Annotated in this window: 10 protein-coding genes and 1 riboswitch; of the genes, 5 read left to right on the plus strand and 5 right to left on the minus strand. The window is 70.9% G+C overall.

Annotation, left to right across the window (positions count from 1 at the left end; all coding sequences use genetic code 11):
- Positions 1-17 precede the first annotated feature (17 nt).
- Positions 18-1,061 (plus strand): ABC transporter substrate-binding protein, encoded by a 1,044-nt coding sequence (locus ACZ7OO_RS25690; protein ID WP_471508031.1) that lies wholly within the window; start codon positions 18-20, stop codon positions 1,059-1,061.
- 18 nt (positions 1,062-1,079) lie between these two features.
- On the opposite strand, the gene ACZ7OO_RS25695 is transcribed toward ACZ7OO_RS25690, so the two are convergent.
- The 4 genes from ACZ7OO_RS25695 to ACZ7OO_RS25710 all read right to left on the minus strand — a co-directional run bounded on the left by ACZ7OO_RS25695 (position 1,080) and on the right by ACZ7OO_RS25710 (position 5,773).
- On the minus strand, positions 1,080-1,760 hold the full coding sequence (locus ACZ7OO_RS25695) for a response regulator (protein WP_471508033.1): 681 nt from the start codon (positions 1,758-1,760) through the stop codon (positions 1,080-1,082).
- The gene (locus ACZ7OO_RS25700; protein WP_471508035.1) at positions 1,757-3,412 is read right to left on the minus strand and encodes an ATP-binding protein; all 1,656 of its coding nucleotides are present in this window, start codon (positions 3,410-3,412) and stop codon (positions 1,757-1,759) included. Before ACZ7OO_RS25700 ends, ACZ7OO_RS25695 begins: the two co-directional genes overlap by 4 nt.
- 95 nt (positions 3,413-3,507) lie before the next feature.
- Positions 3,508-4,449, minus strand: a complete 942-nt coding sequence (locus ACZ7OO_RS25705; protein WP_471508037.1) for a sucrase ferredoxin — start codon at positions 4,447-4,449, stop codon at positions 3,508-3,510.
- A gap of 70 nt (positions 4,450-4,519) precedes the next feature.
- Complete coding sequence (locus tag ACZ7OO_RS25710; RefSeq protein WP_471508039.1) at positions 4,520-5,773, minus strand: citrate/2-methylcitrate synthase; 1,254 nt, start codon at positions 5,771-5,773, stop codon at positions 4,520-4,522.
- A 109-nt stretch (positions 5,774-5,882) separates the two neighbouring features.
- On the opposite strand from ACZ7OO_RS25710, the gene ACZ7OO_RS25715 reads away from it, so the two are divergent.
- Both ACZ7OO_RS25715 and ACZ7OO_RS25720 read left to right on the plus strand, forming a co-directional pair.
- Positions 5,883-7,046 (plus strand): citrate synthase/methylcitrate synthase, encoded by a 1,164-nt coding sequence (locus ACZ7OO_RS25715; protein WP_471508041.1) that lies wholly within the window; start codon positions 5,883-5,885, stop codon positions 7,044-7,046.
- Positions 7,047-7,176: 130 nt separating this feature from the next.
- Entirely contained in the window at positions 7,177-8,253 is a 1,077-nt protein-coding gene (locus ACZ7OO_RS25720) for a CobW family GTP-binding protein (RefSeq protein ID WP_471508043.1), read from the plus strand.
- On the opposite strand, the gene ACZ7OO_RS25725 is transcribed toward ACZ7OO_RS25720, so the two are convergent.
- Positions 8,250-10,706, minus strand: a complete 2,457-nt coding sequence (locus tag ACZ7OO_RS25725; protein WP_471508275.1) for a DNA gyrase/topoisomerase IV subunit A — start codon at positions 10,704-10,706, stop codon at positions 8,250-8,252. The two genes, ACZ7OO_RS25720 and ACZ7OO_RS25725, sit on opposite strands and share 4 nt — an antisense overlap.
- Before the next feature lie 277 nt (positions 10,707-10,983).
- Here ACZ7OO_RS25725 and ACZ7OO_RS25730 point away from each other — a divergent pair, with 277 nt between their 5' ends.
- Positions 10,984-12,387: a M16 family metallopeptidase gene (locus tag ACZ7OO_RS25730; RefSeq protein WP_471508045.1), complete on the plus strand. Its 1,404-nt coding sequence runs from the start codon at positions 10,984-10,986 to the stop codon at positions 12,385-12,387.
- Positions 12,384-13,772: a M16 family metallopeptidase gene (locus ACZ7OO_RS25735; protein ID WP_471508047.1), complete on the plus strand. Its 1,389-nt coding sequence runs from the start codon at positions 12,384-12,386 to the stop codon at positions 13,770-13,772. Before ACZ7OO_RS25730 ends, ACZ7OO_RS25735 begins: the two co-directional genes overlap by 4 nt.
- Positions 13,773-13,995: 223 nt before the next feature.
- Positions 13,996-14,159, plus strand: a riboswitch (cyclic di-AMP (ydaO/yuaA leader).
- Positions 14,160-14,164: the final 5 nt, after the last annotated feature.

Raw genomic sequence — 14,164 nt, forward strand, 5'->3', positions numbered from 1 at the left:
CAAGGACGTGAAACGTCATGCGCAAGTCCGCCAGATACTCCACCCTGGCCGCCGCCGGCCTGCTCGCCCTCTCCTCCCTCACCGCCTGTGCCAACGACGCGGCGAGCACGGCCTCCACCGGTGACGGCAAGGGTACGAAGGTCAAGATCATGGTCGGCGGCCTGGACAAGGTCATCTACATGCCCGCCATGCTCACCCAGCGGCTCGGCTACTTCGACGCCGAGGGCCTCGACGTGGAGCTGCTGACCGAGCCGGCCGGCGTTCAGGCCGAGACCGCGCTCGTCGCCGGGCAGGTCCAGGGGACGGTCGGCTTCTACGACCACACACTGGACCTCCAGACCAAGCACAAGGCGGTGGAGTCCGTCGTGCAGTTCTCGCGGGCGCCCGGTGAGGTGGAGGTCGTCTCCATCAAGGCGGCCGGCGACATCACCTCGCCCAAGGACTTCAAGGGCAAGAAGCTCGGCGTCACCAGCCTCGGGTCGTCGACCGACTTCCTCACCAAGTACCTCGCCGTCAAGAACGGGGTGAAGGTCAGCGACTTCTCGCCGGTCGCTGTCGGAGCGGGTGCGACCTTCATCTCGGCGCTCCAGCAGGGCTCCATCGACGGCGGCATGACGACGGATCCGACCGTCGCGACCATCCTGGACAAGAAGGCGGGCAAGGTCCTGCTGGACATGCGCACGCCGCAAGGTTCCCAGGAGGCGCTCGGCGGCCCGTACCCGTCGTCAAGCCTGTACATGCAGACGGACTGGGTCAACGGTCACAAGGACACCGTCCAGAAGTTGGTCAATGCATTCGTCAAGACGCTCAAGTGGATGTCCACGCACAGTGCTGCCGAGATCGCGGCCAAGATGCCCGCCGACTACGCGCAGGGCGACAAGGCTCTCTACACGCAGTCCATCAAGAGCACGCTGCCGATGTTCACCGACGACGGTGTGATGCCGAAGAACGGCCCGGAGACCGTGGAGAAGGTGCTCAAGGCGTTCAACACGAACATCCAGAACACCGATGTCGACCTCAGCAAGACGTACACGACCGAGTTCGTCGAGGCCGCCAAGTAGCGGCGGAGCCGACGGCGTTCAGCCGCGGGTCGCCCACACGTAACGGTGTTCCGGGCGGCCCGCGTCGCCGTATTTGAGGGTCAGTCTGGCCCGTCCCGTGCGCTCCAGGAGCTTCAGATAGCGCTGGGCGGTCTGGCGGCTCACCCCCGTCCGCTCGGCGATCTCCTGGGCCGACAGCGGACCCTCGGCGTTCATCAGGGACTGGCGCACCAGTTCGGCCGTGGTGGGGGAGTGCCCTTTGGGCAGGTCCGGCTCGGACGTCGTGGACAGGGCGCCGAAGATGCGGTCCACCTGGGCCTGTTCGGCCTCGCCGCCGCCGTCCAGGGTGCGTCGCAGCTCGGCGTACGCCTCCAGCTTGGCGCGCAGTCCCGCGAACGCGAACGGTTTGACCAGGTACTGCAGGGCGCCGTGACGCATCGCCGCCTGCACGGTCGACACGTCCCGGGCCGCCGTCACCATGATCACGTCTGTCTGGAGGCCGCGCCGGCGCATCTCCTGGACCACCGCGAGGCCGGTGTCGTCGGGCAGATAGTGGTCCATGAGGACCAGGTCGAGACGGGGCAGCACCTCCACCTGACGCAGCGCCTCGGCCGCGTTGTGGGCCTCGCCGGCCACATGGAAGCCCGGCACCTTCTCGACGTAGGCGGCGTTGACGCGGGCGACCCGGGTGTCGTCGTCCACGACCAGGACCTCGATCATCGCGTCTCCTCGTCGGCCCAGATGAGCGCCGGTTCCTGCTCCGGCTCGGTCAGCGCCTCCGGGAGCACGACCGTGAACTGCGCGCCCCCGCCGTCCGCCTCGCCCACGGTCGCCCGGCCGCCCTGCCGTTCGGCGAGCCGACGTACCAGCGAGAGCCCGATGCCGCGCTTGCCGTGCACGGGCGGCTTCTTGGTGGACCACCCCTCGGTGAAGACCAACTCCCGCTGCTCCGCCGGGATCCCGGGCCCGGTGTCGCGAACCCTGAGGACGATCGCGCGGTCCTCGGCGCACAACTCGACCTCCACACGCGCGTGCGGAGTGCCGGCGACCGCGTCCAGCGCGTTGTCCACGAGATTCCCGACGACCGTGACCAGACCCCTGGGGTCGATCAGCCGGTCCGGCAGCCGGGTGCGGTCCGACACCCACAGGGCGACCCCGCGCTCGGCCGCGACGGTGGCCTTGCCGACCAGCAGGGCGGCCAGCAGAGGGTCCTGGATCTTCTCCGTGACCTGCTCGGCGGTGACCCGGTGGTCGCCCACCACCTCGCCGACGAACTCCACGGCGTCGTCGTACATCTCCAGTTCCAGCAGCCCGAGCAGGGTGTGCATACGGTTGGCGTGCTCGTGGTCCTGGGCGCGCAGGGCGTCGATGAGCCCGCGTGTGGAGTCGAGTTCGCGGCCGAGCTGCTCCAGCTCGGTGCGGTCACGCAGGGTGGCGACGGCACCGCCGTCGTCGGTGGGCATGCGGTTGGCGACCAGGACCCGCTGGCCGCGCACGGTGAGCAGATCGGTGCCGGCCACCCGGCCGGCCAGGACATCGGTTGTACGGCCCTCGCCGAGCGCCTCGTCCGGAGACTGGCCGACGGCCTCGTCACCGATGCCGAGCAGCCGCCCCGCCTCGTCGTTCAGCAGGCGGATACGGCCGCCGCGGTCGAGGGCGACCACACCTTCCCGGATGCCGTGCAGCATGGCCTCGCGCTCCGCGAGCAGCGCCGAGATGTCGGAGAAGGCCAGGTCACGGGTCTGCCGTTGGACCCGCCGGGAGATCAGCCAGGCGGCCAGCGCGCCGGCCGCGAGCGCGCCGCCGGCGTACGCGAACAGCCCGGGGATCGCGCTGAGCAGGCGCGCCCGCACGCTGTCGTACGCGATGCCGACCGAGACCGCCCCGATGATCCGGTGCTTCGAGTCGTACAGCGGCACCTTGCCGCGCGCGGAGCGGCCCAGGGTGCCGTTGTCGATCTGCATGACCTCCTTGCCGGCCAGCGCATCCCGGGGACTGGTCGAGACATGGTGGCCGATCTCCGAGAGCGTGGTGTGCGACCAGCGGAATCCCCGCTGGTCCATCACCACGATGTACTCGGCACGGGTGGCCTTCCGGATCCGCTCCGCCTCCCGCTGCACCGGTCCGGTCGTGCTCGGCTCGGTGGTCAGGACGCCCTCGGCGATCTGCGGGTCCTGCGCCGTGGTCTGCGCGATCGCCAGCGCCCTGCGCATCGCCTCCTGGTCCAGTTGTTTGCTCAGCGGTGCCAGGAAGAGCCCGGTCGCGAGCACCGCGACCCCCGCGGCGATCGCCACCTGCATCAGCAGCACCTGAGAGAACGCCCGTCGGGGCAGGCCGAGGCGCAGGCGGCGTGCGGGGGGAGTGGGGCTCATACCCACGACGGTACGTGCGCGTGCGGGCCTGGCCGTAGCGGGTGTGGCGTGGATCTCTTGACTGTTTCTTGGGGAAATCCGGCTGCAGGGGCGCGTCAGCTCGCCAGAGCCGTCGTCCGCAGTTCCCGCAGCGACACCACGTCCATCCGGGCCGGCGACCCCAGCACCGACACCCCGCAGCTCTCCGCGCGGGGCGGCACGGAGGCGCCCTGAGCCACGCCGACCCGCCACCGACGGCCGTCGCTGTGGGCGACGGTGACGTCCCAGCGCGGGGCCGCGCCCTCGGTCCGTACGACGCTCAGCACGCCCGCCGCGTACTCGCCCACCGCCTCGCGCACGGCCAGCTCGGCCGCCTGGCCGGGCCGTTCCCAGGCGGAGCACCCACGGCACCCCTCCAGTACCACACGGCCCTCCTGGGCGCCGTGCACGACCTCCTTGACGGCACGGGCCTCGGCGCGGCCGTACGCGTAGCCGTACGGCAGGACGAGCACCGTCGGCGAGAAGCGATGACCACCCAGATGGGTGACCTCCCAGGTGCCCGTCACGCCGGAGGCGGCCAGCTCGGCGGCGAGCGGGCGGCCCAGCAGGGCGCAGCAGCGGTCGCGCTTGCCGTTGGTGCAGATGAGGGCGAGGGGGCTGCCCGCGTGCGGCCGACCGCCGAGCGCCGCACCGAAGGAACGGTGGTCGCCCGCGCCGAGCGCGCCGAAGTCGAGTCCGAGCAGCCGCCCGGGATCGCGGGTGGTGGCACTGTGCAGCCAGACGTTCCCGGGAACCGTGTGGGCCGCGTACACCTGGCGTACGGCGGGTGGGCCGGGGTCGGCGTGGCGGCCGGCGCGGCGGATGAGCGCGATCCGCACGCCGGTCCCCTTGGCGGCTGCCTCCAGGGCGCGGCCCAGCGCGGGGTCCAGATGGCTCGAAGTGAGCGCCTTGGCACCCCACGGGCCGGCCTGCTCCAGCAGCAGCCACGTCGTCGCGGTGGCGGCGGTGCCGGAAACGGGTTCGTCGAGCATCCGGGAGACGGTTGCGCACCTACTCACAGAGGTGAGCCTAACCTGACTGCGGCCGGGGCGACTTCCGGCCCGGCCCGTTCGCTTCTCGGGTGGGCTACTAAGGCAGGGGCTGCGGCGGTTTCGGACCGACGTAGTGGCCGCTGGGACGCATCCGCAGCGGGCGTTCCCCGTACTCCTCCAGGGCGTGCGCGATCCATCCCGCCGTTCGGGCGATCGCGAAGATCGTCTCGCCCGCGGTGGCGGGCATGCCGCAGGAGGCCGTGAACACGGCCAGCGCCAGGTCGACGTTGGCGTGCAGGGGAGCGTGCCGGGCGGTCGTGGCCACGATGTCCCGGGCCGCGAGCAGGGCGGGCTCCGCGCGGGGAACCTCCTCCAGGAGGCCGAACAGGACACGCGCGCGTGGGTCCTCCCCCTGGTAGAGCCGGTGGCCGAGCCCGGGGATACGGCGGCCCGCGCGGAGTTCGTCCGCGATCACCGGGACGGCGGTGCCCTGGTCGAGGACGTCGAGCAGCATCCGGTGGGCGAGGCCGCTGGATGCGCCGTGCAGGGGGCCTTCGAGGACACCGAGCCCGGCCGACACGGCCGCGTACGCGTGGGCACGCGCGGAGGCGGCGACCCGGACCGCGAGCGTGGAGGCGGCCAGGTCGTGATCGACGAGCAGGGCGAGCGCCGTGTCCAGCACGCGCAGCGCCGTGTCGCTGGGGTCGATGCCGGTCAGCCGGCGCCATAGGCGGTGGGCCAGCGGACCGTCGTCGTGCCGGCGCTCGCGCTGCACCGGCAGCGCGGCGACCAGGGTGGGGATCAGCACGCGCGCGGTGCCGAGGACGGCGTCCTCGGACAGGTCGAAACGCAGCGGATCCTCGGCGGCCGACGCGATCGTGGCGACTCGCAGCCGGTCGGTGGGGGAGGTGTGCTCCGGCAGTGCGTCGACGGCCCGGCGGGCGACGGCGACGGTGGCCTCCGGGGCGGTGAGGGTCACGCCCGGGGTCATCCGGCCCGTCCACAGCCAGTCGGCCACCTCCTCGTAGGAGTGGTGCGCGGCGAGCTCGGTGGCGTCGACACCCCGGAAGAAGTAGCGGTCCTTCTCGATCAGGGTGATCCGGGTGCGCACCGACAGATCCCCGCCGGAGCCCGAAGTCCCCGCGGCTTCCCGTCTGTTGCGCCGGGCGACGGCCTCCACCTCCTGGGCGTCGAAGGTGCTGGCACGTCCACCGGGTTCGCGCCTGCTGCTGAGCTGACCGCGGCTCACATAGGCGTACACGGTCTCGGGCTTCACCCCGAGCAGCTCGGCGGTCTCCTTGGTGCTCAGCCGCCGCGCGGGACTGCCGGGAGCGGGTTGTTGATCGCGCATGGCGCCACCGTAGTCGTGTTCGATGCACATTGATTCAATCAATATTGACAGATATTAAGTCAAGCATGGACAGTCAAATCAAGTTCGCAGAGGAAAGCGGAGGGATGTCATGACCGTCAACAGGAGCGCTTCGACCCTTGTCGAGGTGCCGCGCGGGCTCGCCGGTGTCGTCGTCGCGGACACCGAGGTGGGCGACGTCCGGGGGAGCGAGGGCTTCTACCACTATCGCCAGTACTCGGCCGTCGAACTCGCCCGCACCCGCGGCTTCGAGGACGTCTGGCACCTCCTGATCCACGGTGGACTGCCCGACGCGGAGCGCGCCGCCGCCTTCGCCGCCGAGACCGCCGCGCTGCGGCGCCTGCCCGACGAGGTCCGGGCGGCCCTGCCCGCGGTGGCCGCGGCGAGCGGCGGATCCGGACCGCTGGCCGGGATGCGCACCGCGCTCTCGCTGCTCGGCGCGGCACAGGGGTTCCGGCCGGTGTACGACATCGACGCGGACCGGCGACGCGCCGACACGGTCGCCGCCTGTGCGGCCGTACCGACGCTGCTCACCGCGCTGTACCGGCTCGGGCAGGGGCTCGACCAGGTGGAACCGCGCGAGGATCTGTCATACGCGGCCAACTACCTGTACATGTTGACGGGTTCGGAGCCCGATCCCCGGCGGGCACGTGCGGTCGAGCAATACTTGATCTCAACTATTGATCACGGATTCAATGCATCAACGTTCACCGCCCGTGTCATCGCGTCCACGGGCGCGGATGTCGCGGCCTGTCTCGTGGGAGCGGTCGGCGCGCTGTCCGGGCCTCTGCACGGAGGCGCGCCCAGCCGGGCGCTGGGCACCCTGGACGCGATCGGGACGCCGGACCGGATCGACCCCTGGATCCGCGAACGGGTCCTCGCCGGCGACCGCGTGATGGGCTTCGGGCACGCGATCTACCGTACGGAAGACCCGCGTTCCCGCATGCTGCGCGAGATCGCGCAGGACTTCGGCGGTCCCCGGGTGGAGTTCGCCGTAGAGGTCGAACGCCAAGTGGAGCGCATCCTCGCCGAACTGAAGCCCGGCCGTGAACTGCACACCAACGTCGAGTTCTACGCGGGCGTGGTCATGGAACTCTGCGGCCTGCCCCGGGAGATGTTCACCCCGACGTTCGCGGCGGCCCGCGCGGTCGGCTGGAGCGCCAACATCCTGGAACAGGCGGCGGACTCCAAGATCATCCGGCCGGTGGCACGGTATGTGGGGCCGGAGCCGAGGGTGACGGCTGCGGCTCGGTAGGCCTCTTCGGCGTCGTGGCGAACCGTCGTTCCTCAGTCGCACGCCTGGGGCGACGGGCGCGGTCTTCGGTGGCAGGTCGTTTCCTATCCTGGACCGACCCGTACCTCCGCCCGCATGAAAGAGGCACCCGTTGGAGCACCACCGCAGCCCCCAGCAGATCCCGGTCGTCGTGCTCGCCGGATTTCTGGGCTCCGGGAAGACCACGCTCCTCAATCACCTGCTGCACCGCAGCGGAGGCAGCCGGATCGGGGCGATCGTCAATGACTTCGGGGCCATCGAGATCGACGCGATGGCCGTGGCCGGCGCCCTCGGCGACTCGACCGTCTCGCTCGGCAACGGCTGCCTGTGCTGCGCCGTCGACGCGAGCGAACTCGACCTGTACCTGGAGCGCCTAGCCAACCCCGCCACCGGTATCGACGTCATCGTCATCGAGGCGAGCGGTCTCGCCGAGCCCCAGGAACTCGTCCGGATGCTGCTTGCCAGCGAGCACCCCGGCATCGTCTACGGCGGCCTCGTCGAGGTCGTCGATGCCGCCGAGTTCGACGACACGCGTGTGAAGCACCCGGAGATCGACCGGCACCTCGCCCTCGCCGACCTGGTCGTCGTCAACAAGCTCGACCGGGCCGAGCCGGGCGGTGAGCGTGTCCTGGTGCTCGTCCGGTCCCTCAGCGACCATGGGTCCGCCGTCGTCCCGGCCACCTACGGCCGTATCGACCCCGAGTTCCTCTTCGACTGCCGGCCCAGCGAGGAGCGCATCGGGCAGCTGTCCTTCGACGATCTGCATGATCAGGAAGGAGACGACGCGCACGAGGGGCATCTGCACACCGTGTACGACAGTCTGTCCTTCGTCTCCGAGCTGCCCCTCGATCCCCGTCGGCTCATGGCCTTTCTCGACAGCCGGCCCGAGGGGCTCTACCGGATCAAGGGGTACGTCGACTTCGGGCCGTACGACACCGGGAACCGGTACGCCATACACGCCGTGGGGCGTTTTCTGCGGTTCTACCCCGAGCCCTGGAGGCGGGACGAGGAGCGGCTGACGCAGCTGGTGCTGATCGGCTCCGGCATCGACGTGGCCGCCCTGCGCAAGGAACTGGACGCGTGTACGAACGACGCCCCGCACGCCGACGAGTACGGCATGTGGGGCGTCCTGCGGTACGTCCAGGGCCTGGAGGAGGGCCCGAGTCCTCAGGAGGACTACGAGGCCTAGACCGGGCCTGCCACCACCGACACCGTCTTCGGCAGCGACACACCTGAGCCGTCCCGGCGCGGGTCGACCTCCGGGAGGTCGGCCGGTGTGCCGTCCTTCTGGGCCGCCTTCGCCGGGACCGGGCCTGCCCAGGCGAAGGCCAGGCAGTCCTCGCCCTTCAGGAACCGCTGGCAGCGCACTCCGCCGGTGGCGCGGCCCTTGCGCGGGTACTGGTCGAACGGGGTCAGCTTGGCCGTCGTCTGCACCGAGTCGTCGAGGGTGCCGCGCGAGCCGGCCACCGTGAAGACCACCGCGTCGGCCGCCGGGTCCACCGCCGTGAAGGAGATCACCTTCGCACCCTCAGTGAGCTTGATGCCCGTCATACCGCCCGCCGGACGGCCCTGCGGACGCACCTGGGAGGCCTGGTAGCGCAGCAGCTGTGCGTCGTCGGTGATGAAGACCAGGTCCTCCTCGCCGGTGCGCAGCTCCATCGCGCCGACGATCCGGTCGCCCTCCTTGAGGGTGATGACCTCCAACTCGTCCTTGTTCGACGGATAGTCCGGGACCACGCGCTTGACCACGCCCTGTTCGGTGCCGAGGGCGAGACCCGGTGAGGACTCGTCCAGCGTGGTCAGGCAGACCACCGACTCGTCGTCCTCCAGGGAGAGGAACTCGGACAGGGGCGCGCCGCCCGCGAGGTTCGGGGCGGTCGCCGTCTCCGGGAGCTGCGGGAGGTCGACCACGTTGACGCGGAGCAGACGGCCGGACGAGGTCACCGCACCGACCTCGCCGCGGGCGGTCGCCGGGACCGCCGAGACGATCACGTCGTGCTTGGCCCGCTTGCCGTCGGTGTCCTCAGGGAACGGCTCGCCGTTCGTCGTGCGCGCCAGCAGGCCCGTCGAGGAGAGCAGCACCCGGCACGGGTCGTCGGCCACCTGGAGCGGCACCACGGCCGCCGGGGCACCCGAGGCCTCCAGCAGGACCGTACGCCGCTCGGTGCCGAACTTCTTCGCCACCGCGGCCAGTTCGGCCGAGACCAGCTTGCGCAGCTCAGCGTCCGACTCCAGGATCCGGGTCAGCTCGGCGATCTCCGTGGTGAGCCGGTCCTTCTCCGCGTCCAGCTCGATGCGGTCGTACCTGGTCAGCCGGCGGAGCGGCGTGTCCAGGATGTACTGGGTCTGGATCTCCGACAGCGAGAAGCGCTCCATCAGGCGTTCCTTGGCCTGCGCGCTGTTGTCGCTGGAGCGGATCAGCCGGATGACCTCGTCGATGTCGACCAGGGCCGTCAGCAGGCCCTCCACCAGGTGCAGCCGGTCGCGGCGCTTGGTGCGGCGGAACTCGCTGCGCCGGCGGACCACGTCGAAGCGGTGGTCGAGGTAGACCTCGAGCAGCTCCTTGAGGCCCAGGGTGAGCGGCTGGCCGTCCACCAGGGCGACGTTGTTGATGCCGAAGGACTCCTCCATCGGCGTCAGCTTGTAGAGCTGCTCCAGGACCGCCTCCGGCACGAAGCCGTTCTTGATCTCGACGACCAGGCGCAGCCCGTGCGCGCGGTCGGTGAGGTCCTTGACGTCGGCGATGCCCTGCAGCTTCTTCGAGTTGACCAGATCTTTGATCTTGGCGATGACCTTCTCGGGACCGACCGTGAACGGCAGTTCGGTGATGACCAGGCCCTTGCGGCGGGCCGTGACCGCCTCCACCGCAACCGTGGCCCGGATCTTGAAGGTGCCGCGGCCCGTCTCGTACGCGTCCCGGACGCCCTCCAGGCCGACGATCCGGCCGCCGGTCGGCAGGTCGGGGCCCGGGACGTGCTTCATCAGCGTGTCCAGGTCAGCGTTCGGGTACCGGATCAGGTGCCGGGCGGCCGCGATCACCTCGCCGAGGTTGTGCGGCGGCATGTTCGTCGCCATGCCGACCGCGATGCCCGACGAGCCGTTGACCAGCAGGTTCGGGAAGGCGGCGGGCAGGGCCACCGGCTCCTGCTCCTGGCCGTCGTAGTTGGGCGCGAAGTCGACCGTGTCCTCGTCGATCGACTCGGTCATCAGGCTGGTCGCCTCGGCCATCCGGCACTCGGTGTACCGCATGGCGGCCGGCGGGTCGTCGTTGCCCAGCGAGCCGAAGTTGCCGTGGCCGTCGACCAGCGGAACGCGCATCGAGAACGGCTGGGCCATGCGCACCAGCGCGTCGTAGATCGACGCGTCGCCGTGCGGGTGCAACTTACCCATCACTTCGCCGACCACGCGCGCGCACTTCACATAGGCGCGCTCTGGGCGCAGCCCCATCTCGTTCATCTGGTAGACGATCCGGCGGTGCACCGGCTTGAGGCCGTCACGGGCGTCCGGCAGGGCGCGCGAGTAGATGACCGAGTACGCGTACTCGAGGTAGGAGCCGCGCATCTCGTCCACGACGTCGATGTCGAGGATCCTCTCCTCGTACGAGTCGTCGGGCGGCGGGGTCTTCGTGCTGCGGCGGGCCATCGCTGCCGGCTCCTTGCTCATGCGTGAACGGGATCTGACGCGGACCATTGTGGACCGCGGTACTGACAACCCGGGCCAGGACCCGGTCTCCGCGGCCCGCCCCGGTGCCTCGGAGGCGCTCGGGAGTGGGTCGGACGCAGGCTACGCGATCCGCTGTGGGCGTACGTCGTGCGGGAACTTCGCCGGGCCCCCGCCCGCTTGCATACAGTGGCAGGACTGGCAGAAAAACCGCGGTTCGAGACCGCTTCCGCGAGTGAGCGCGAGTGAAGGGACGTACATGCCCATGGGTCACACGACCACGGCCGAGACAGGCTCCGGAGGCCTGACAGCGACCGAGCACCGCTTGGCCAACGGTCTGCGCGTGGTGCTTTCCGAGGACCACCTGACCCCGGTCGCGGCGGTCTGCCTCTGGTACGACGTCGGTTCCCGGCACGAAGTCAAGGGCCGTACCGGCCTGGCTCACCTTTTCGAGCACTTGATGTTCCAGGGCTCCGCCCAGGTAAAGGGCAACGGCCACTTCGAGCTCGTCCAGGGCGCCGGCGGCTCGCTCAACGGCACCACCAGCTTCGAGCGCACCAACTACTTCGAGACCATGCCCGCCCACCAGCTCGAGCTCGCCCTCTGGCTGGAGGCCGACCGCATGGGCTCCCTGCTGGCCGCCCTGGACGACGAGTCGATGGAGAACCAGCGGGACGTCGTCAAGAACGAGCGCCGTCAGCGCTACGACAACGTCCCCTACGGCACCGCCTTCGAGAAGCTGACCGCGCTCGCCTACCCGGAGGGCCACCCCTACCACCACACGCCGATCGGCTCGATGGCGGACCTGGACGCGGCCACCCTGGAGGACGCGCGGGCGTTCTTCCGTACCTACTACGCGCCCAACAACGCGGTCCTGTCGGTCGTCGGCGACATCGACCCGAAGCAGACCCTCGCCTGGATCGAGAAGTACTTCGGTTCCATCCAGGCACACGACGGCAAGCCCACTCCGCGTGACGGTTCGCTGCCCGACGTCATCGGCGAGCAGCTGCGCGAGGTCGTCGTGGAGGAGGTGCCCGCGCGCGCGTTGATGGCCGCCTACCGGCTACCGGAGGACGGCACGCGCGCGTCCGACGCGGCGGACCTGGCCCTCACCGTCCTCGGCGGCGGCGAGTCCTCCCGCCTCTACAACCGGCTCGTACGGCGCGACCGTACGGCCGTCACCGCCGGCTTCGGCCTGCTGCGGCTCGCCGGCGCGCCCTCCCTGGGCTGGCTGGACGTGAAGACCTCCGGTGACGTCGAGGTGCCGGTCATCGAGACCGCCATCGACGAAGAGCTCGCCCGGTTCGCCGAGGAGGGCCCCACGCCCGAGGAGATGGAGCGCGCCCAGGCCCAGTTGGAGCGCGAGTGGCTGGACCGGCTGGGCACGGTCGCGGGCCGCGCGGACGAACTGTGCCGGTTCGCCGTCCTGTTCGGCGACCCGCAGCTCGCCCTGACCGCCGTCCAGCGCGTCCTCGCGGTGACCCCGGAAGAGGTCCAGGAGGTCGCCAAGGCCCGTCTGCGGCCCGACAACCGCGCGGTGCTCGTCTACGAGCCCAAGTCCCCGGAGGCGGTCGAGGACGCCGACGTACCCGAGGACCCCGAGGCCGAGGCCACGGTCGAAGCCGCCACCGCCGAGCACGACGACGAGGAGACGGCCAAGTGACCGAGCTCGCCACCATGGACTTCCACCCCCGGCCCCAAGCGGGCGAGGCCCGCCCCTGGGCCTTCCCTGCCCCCGAGCGCGGCACCCTGGACAACGGGCTGACCGTGCTGCGCTGCCACCGCCCCGGCCAGCAGGTCGTCGCTGTCGAGGTGCTCCTGGACGCACCCCTGGACGCCGAGCCGGCCGGCCTGGACGGCGTCGCCACCATCATGGCGCGCGCCTTCTCCGAGGGCACCGACAAGCACTCCGCCGAGGAGTACGCCGCCGAGCTGGAGCGCGCCGGCGCCACCCTCGACGCACACGCCGACCACCCCGGTGTCCGGCTCAGCCTGGAAGTCCCGGCCTCCCGCCTGGGCAAGGGGCTCGGACTGCTCTCCGACGCGCTCAGGGCGCCGGCCTTCGCCGACAGCGAGGTCGAGCGGCTGGTCCGCAACCGCCTCGACGAGATCCCGCACGAGCTGGCCAACCCCAGCCGCCGGGCCGCCAAGGAGCTCTACAAGGAGCTGTTCCCGTCGACCGCGCGGATGTCACGTCCGCGCCAGGGCACCGAGGACACCGTCGAGAAGATCGACGCGGCCGCCGTACGCGCCTTCTACGACCGGCATGTACGGCCCGCCACCGCCACGGTGGTCGTCGTCGGCGACCTGACCGGCATCGACCTGGACGAGCTGCTGGGCGAGACCCTGGGCGCCTGGCGCGGCTCCACCGCCCAGCCCCGGCCCGTTCCCCCGGTGTCCGCCGACGACACCGGCCGTGTCGTCATCGTGGACCGCCCCGGAGCCGTCCAGACGCAGCTGCTCATCGGCCGCGTCGGCCCCGACCGGCACGACCGCGTCTGGCCCGCCCAGGTGCTCGGTACGTACTGCCTGGGCGGCACCCTCACCTCCCGCCTGGACCGCGTCCTGCGCGAGGAGAAGGGCTACACCTACGGCGTCCGCGCCTTCGGGCAGGTCCTGCGGTCCGCCCCCGACGGCAGCGGCGCCTCGATGCTCGCCGTCAGCGGCTCCGTGGACACCCCGAACACCGGCCCGGCGCTCCAGGACCTGTGGACGGTGCTGCGCACCCTCGCCGCCGAGGGCCTCACGGACGCCGAGCGTGACGTCGCCGTGCAGAACCTGGTCGGCGTGGCGCCGCTCAAGTACGAGACGGCGGCGGCCGTCGCCGGCACCCTGGCCGACCAGGTGGAGCAGCATCTGCCCGACGACTTCCAGGCCACGCTCTACCGGCAACTGGCCGCCACCGGCACTGTGGAGGCCACCGCGGCGGTGGTGAACGCCTTCCCGGTGGACCACCTGGTGACCGTTCTCGTCGGCGACGCGGCGCAGATCAAGGAGCCCGTCGAGGCCCTCGGCATCGGCGAAGTCACGGTCGTCGCCGCGGAGTAGGCAGAGCGAGGCAAGCAGCGCGGCCGGACGGGCGGCACGCGCGCGCAGCGGCCCTGGTGACTGTCGCGTCACCAGGGCCGCCCAATGTCCGAATTGGGGCGGAGGTTGCCTGTCTGCCCTGTGGGATACGCGACAAATACCGTGATCCGTTTGGGCATTGTGAGGACGTCCTCGTAGGTTCTTCCGGGCTGTCCGTCAGGCAGTGCGCCGCGCCCGCGGCACCGGACAGCCATCGCCGAGTCCCCGTACGGCGCGAGCCAGGGGAGCCGGGGACCCATGCAGTCCCTGGGGTGAATCGGGCGCCCGCGCGAGCCGCGAGGGGGCCCGTAGGAGACCTTCCTGCTCCGAACCCGTCAGCTAACCCGGTAGGCGAGAGGGAAGGAAAGGACCAG

It is taken from the genome of Streptomyces sp. NPDC111744, assembly GCF_055634995.1.

Coding starts and splice junctions, on each gene's coding strand:
- ACZ7OO_RS25690 (WP_471508031.1), top strand. CDS start 18: ATGCGCAAGTCCGCCAGATACTCCACCCTGGCCGCCGCCGGCCTGCTC.
- ACZ7OO_RS25695 (WP_471508033.1), bottom strand. CDS start 1,760: ATGATCGAGGTCCTGGTCGTGGACGACGACACCCGGGTCGCCCGCGTC.
- ACZ7OO_RS25700 (WP_471508035.1), bottom strand. CDS start 3,412: ATGAGCCCCACTCCCCCCGCACGCCGCCTGCGCCTCGGCCTGCCCCGA.
- ACZ7OO_RS25710 (WP_471508039.1), bottom strand. CDS start 5,773: ATGCGCGATCAACAACCCGCTCCCGGCAGTCCCGCGCGGCGGCTGAGC.
- ACZ7OO_RS25715 (WP_471508041.1), top strand. CDS start 5,883: ATGACCGTCAACAGGAGCGCTTCGACCCTTGTCGAGGTGCCGCGCGGG.
- ACZ7OO_RS25725 (WP_471508275.1), bottom strand. CDS start 10,706: ATGGCCCGCCGCAGCACGAAGACCCCGCCGCCCGACGACTCGTACGAG.
- ACZ7OO_RS25730 (WP_471508045.1), top strand. CDS start 10,984: ATGCCCATGGGTCACACGACCACGGCCGAGACAGGCTCCGGAGGCCTG.